The sequence below is a fragment of the Bradyrhizobium sp. genome, assembly GCF_019242285.1.
In the GTDB taxonomy this organism is placed as follows: Bacteria; Pseudomonadota; Alphaproteobacteria; order Rhizobiales; family Xanthobacteraceae; genus Bradyrhizobium.
Window position 1 is genome coordinate 1 of sequence record NZ_JAFAVV010000025.1, and the last position, 3,029, is coordinate 3,029.

General features: G+C 65.8%; 3 protein-coding genes and 1 pseudogene. 1 reads left to right on the forward strand and 3 read right to left on the reverse strand.

The features are described from left to right. Positions 1–148: pseudogene (locus tag JOY90_RS01265) on the forward strand (integrase core domain-containing protein); the annotation flags it as partial. 23 nt (positions 149–171) lie between these two features. Here JOY90_RS01265 and JOY90_RS01270 read toward each other — a convergent pair. The 3 genes from JOY90_RS01270 to JOY90_RS01280 are packed head-to-tail and all read right to left on the reverse strand — an operon-like array spanning position 172 to position 2,471. Further along, complete coding sequence (locus JOY90_RS01270) at positions 172–1,026, reverse strand: hypothetical protein (protein WP_291689365.1); 855 nt, start codon at positions 1,024–1,026, stop codon at positions 172–174. After that, positions 998–2,233: a recombinase family protein gene (locus JOY90_RS01275; protein WP_291689363.1), complete on the reverse strand. Its 1,236-nt coding sequence runs from the start codon at positions 2,231–2,233 to the stop codon at positions 998–1,000. The genes JOY90_RS01270 and JOY90_RS01275 overlap by 29 nt, the downstream gene beginning before the upstream one ends. Next, a complete protein-coding gene (locus JOY90_RS01280; RefSeq protein ID WP_291689364.1) occupies positions 2,223–2,471 on the reverse strand; it encodes a hypothetical protein in 249 nt (82 codons plus the stop codon). Before JOY90_RS01280 ends, JOY90_RS01275 begins: the two co-directional genes overlap by 11 nt. Positions 2,472–3,029: the final 558 nt, after the last annotated feature.

Consider the following 3,029-nt stretch of genomic DNA (forward strand, 5'->3'; position numbering starts at 1 on the left):
CTCCATGGACGGGCGCGGGCGATGGATGGACAACGTGTTCATCGAGCGGCTGTGGCGCAGCCTGAAATACGAGTGCGTATACCTACACGCGTTCGAGACCGGGTCGGAGCTGCGCGCCGGACTGTCGCGCTGGATCGCCTACTACAACCGCGCATCAGAACACCCATCTGTCTATGTCCCTGAAGAGAACAGGAATTCTTGGTCTGGATGTGATCCCGCGGGGTGTCTTGAGGTTTGCCGCGCGCGTTCCGTGATGGATCGAGCTGCCGGAGCCGTAAGGGCGGCGCGAGCAAAGATCCAAGGGCCATCGGGCAAGGGGTGGATCGCCTCGATCTCGCCGGCCTCTGCCGCCAGTCTGAGCGTCTTGGGCGCGACGTGCAGGAGCCGCGCGGCTTCGCCCAAATTGAGCCAAGGCTCGTTCTTACCTACATCCGGCTTGTGCACCGGGATTCGGTGATGCGAGCGCAGCGAGGTCACGCGCTCACGCGTCCAGCGGTTGCCATGCCCTGTTACCAGGCCGTTCCGGTTGAGGATGCCGGCGATGACATCATCGCTGGTGATAAGCACGAGTTGGCGCACCGCGGCGATCACGTCGGCAGAGGTGCTGTTGCGCTGGCCGAGGCGGCGTCTGGGCAGACGTAACTCGCTGTGGACGCCACCGGTCCAATGAACCACGAGCGTGATCTCGGCCGCGTTCGGGTCGATGTCGGCCACCACTTCCTGAATGACGGTGCGGACAATGCGCTTCTTCAGCCGCGCATCGGTCGAGGGAGCAGCCCAGACGGCCTTGAGGTCTGACGCGAGCGTAGCAAGGGACGCCGGATCGGCGACCTCGGCGGGGACCGTCTCGTTGTGGGCGGCGACCTTGCCCTCGATCTCCGAAACACGCGCGAGCGCCTGATTCCAGCGCGCTTCCAGTTCGCCCGCCACCAGCCGGTTGACCGGGTCGGCGGCATCGTACTGCCGAAAAGCGCGATCGGCCGCGTAACGCGCCGCTTCAAGGTCGCGCTTCAGGGTGTCGAGCACCTGGTCCCGCCGTTGACCGGCCTCTTTCTTCGCGGCAACCGCGGCGGCGATGGCGGCCGACAACGGTCAGAAGCGCATCCTCGATGGCGTCATCGACACGCAAGCCGCCAAAGGCGATGCAACGGGGCTGGCCATTGTCCATCCAGCCGCGGCTGCAGCTGTAGCGAGGGATGTGGTGCTTGGCCCCCGAGTAGCGAAGTATCAGCTTGCGCCCGCAGCGGCGGCAGCGAATGAGGCCCGCGAGCAAGGCGTCGCCATGCTTCGGTGCGCCATGGTGGCGGCTGGTGGGGACGTTGCTGCTGACCATCGTGCGGATCGCCTCGGCCTTCTCCCAGCTGACATAGCCGTCATGGGCACGGGGTATCAGCGCCAGCCAATCGGTGCGCGCCTTGCGCCTGATCTTCGCGCCGACGCCCCCACCGTGGCCCATGCCGCCCGTTGTCTTACCATAGGCGTATGCGCCGCCGTAGATGGGGTTCTCGATCATCCGGTGAATCGTGGCGTAGTTCGGACGCCGCCACAGGACCTCGCCGCCGCTCCGCTTCACGGGCAGTTCAAGGTCATGCTCAAGAAACCAGAGCAGCGCTTGCCTCGCGCTTCCAAGCTCCAGCACCTTGTCAAAGACCAGCGCGACAGCTGCCTGCACCCGGCGGTCCGGGTCCTTCTCGTAACGGTCCCCCGTCTTGACGAAACCCACGGGTGCGCTGACGACGAGTTCGCCGCGACGCGCTTTCTCGTACCGGGCGGAGAGCGAGCGCTGACGCAGCAGATCAAGCTCATACTCGTTGAGGCTTCCCTTGAGCCCGAGAAGTAGCCGGTCGTTGCCGTATCGCGGCGCGTAGACCGTTTCCTGATCGATTAGGATTGTGTCGACCACGCGGCACATCTCGATCAGCTGCTGCCAATCGCGACTGTTGCGGGCAAAGCGGGAGACCTCGCGCGCGCAGACAGCGCCGACTTTGCCGAGGCACACCTCAGCGACCATGCGCTCAAAGCCGGCCCGCTGGACGCCGCCCGCCGCCGAACGGCCGAGGTCATCGTCGATGACCTCGATCTCCGACCAGCCCAACCCGGCCAGCCGGTCTCGCATGGCATATTGCAGGGCGCCGCTTTCACGGTTGTGCAGAACCTGGTGGGCCGAGGACTGCCGCACATACAGCAGCGCTTTGCGCTCGAGGTGACAAGGGCGGATCTTATCAGCGATCATGGCCGGCCTCCGCCCTTGGCCCCGCGCTGTGCCTTTCGGCATGGGTCAGGAGCAGGCGTGCGATCAGGCTGGTAAGCGCGGCTTGTGTCGTCGCTGGCAAATCCTGCCACGCCGGAGTGTCCACCATGGCGCCGGACCGTTCGTCGCCGAACAGCTCGGTCTGCCGCGTCGGTCCGCGCCGGCCTTCCAGGCACGTCCTCCGGCGCTTGCTCGTGGTGGCTGAATCCGGCGCTGCCATGGTCCTCTCTCCGAATCTGCTCGTGAGAGGAGCTTGAGCCGCCCAGGGGCGGCGGATTCCATGATGTCGGCCGCAACAGCTCGGCCAGCGCCGATAACGCGACCAAGCTTATAGAAGGCTGGACCGTCAGCCGAGCCTGATCGGGGCAGGCCGCTCGATCGAACATCCAGGCCGGAACCTCCAGCCAACGATCCCCGCTAGACCCGGTCAGCGTGCAGCGGAAAGCAACGCCTTCCGCTCTCGTGATCGCCTCATGAACGGCGACCTGAAGCCCACACCAGGGATGCCACGGATACAAGAGCTCCCGAGATACGGTCCCGTGGGCGTTCGCAAACCGTGTTCTACAACCGGGTCCGGCCGCACTCCGCCCATGGCGGGCTGACACCGGACGCGGTTGCTCGTGCCCACGCGGCCGGTCGGCTGCGCGATCTTGGGGGCACGCATCACGCAACCCCGCGTCGCCCACAGAGCCTTCCCGCGATCCGACGCCGACTGGACCGGCTCTAAAGCGCGAGCTGAACCTTCATCGCACGAGAACGGTCGCCGGCGAGTTCGAAC

What these genes read in the sequence shown, in the direction of transcription:
- JOY90_RS01275 (WP_291689363.1), bottom strand. Translation starts at nt 2,233, where the DNA reads ATGATCGCTGATAAGATCCGCCCTTGTCACCTCGAGCGCAAAGCGCTG.
- JOY90_RS01280 (WP_291689364.1), bottom strand. Translation starts at nt 2,471, where the DNA reads ATGGCAGCGCCGGATTCAGCCACCACGAGCAAGCGCCGGAGGACGTGC.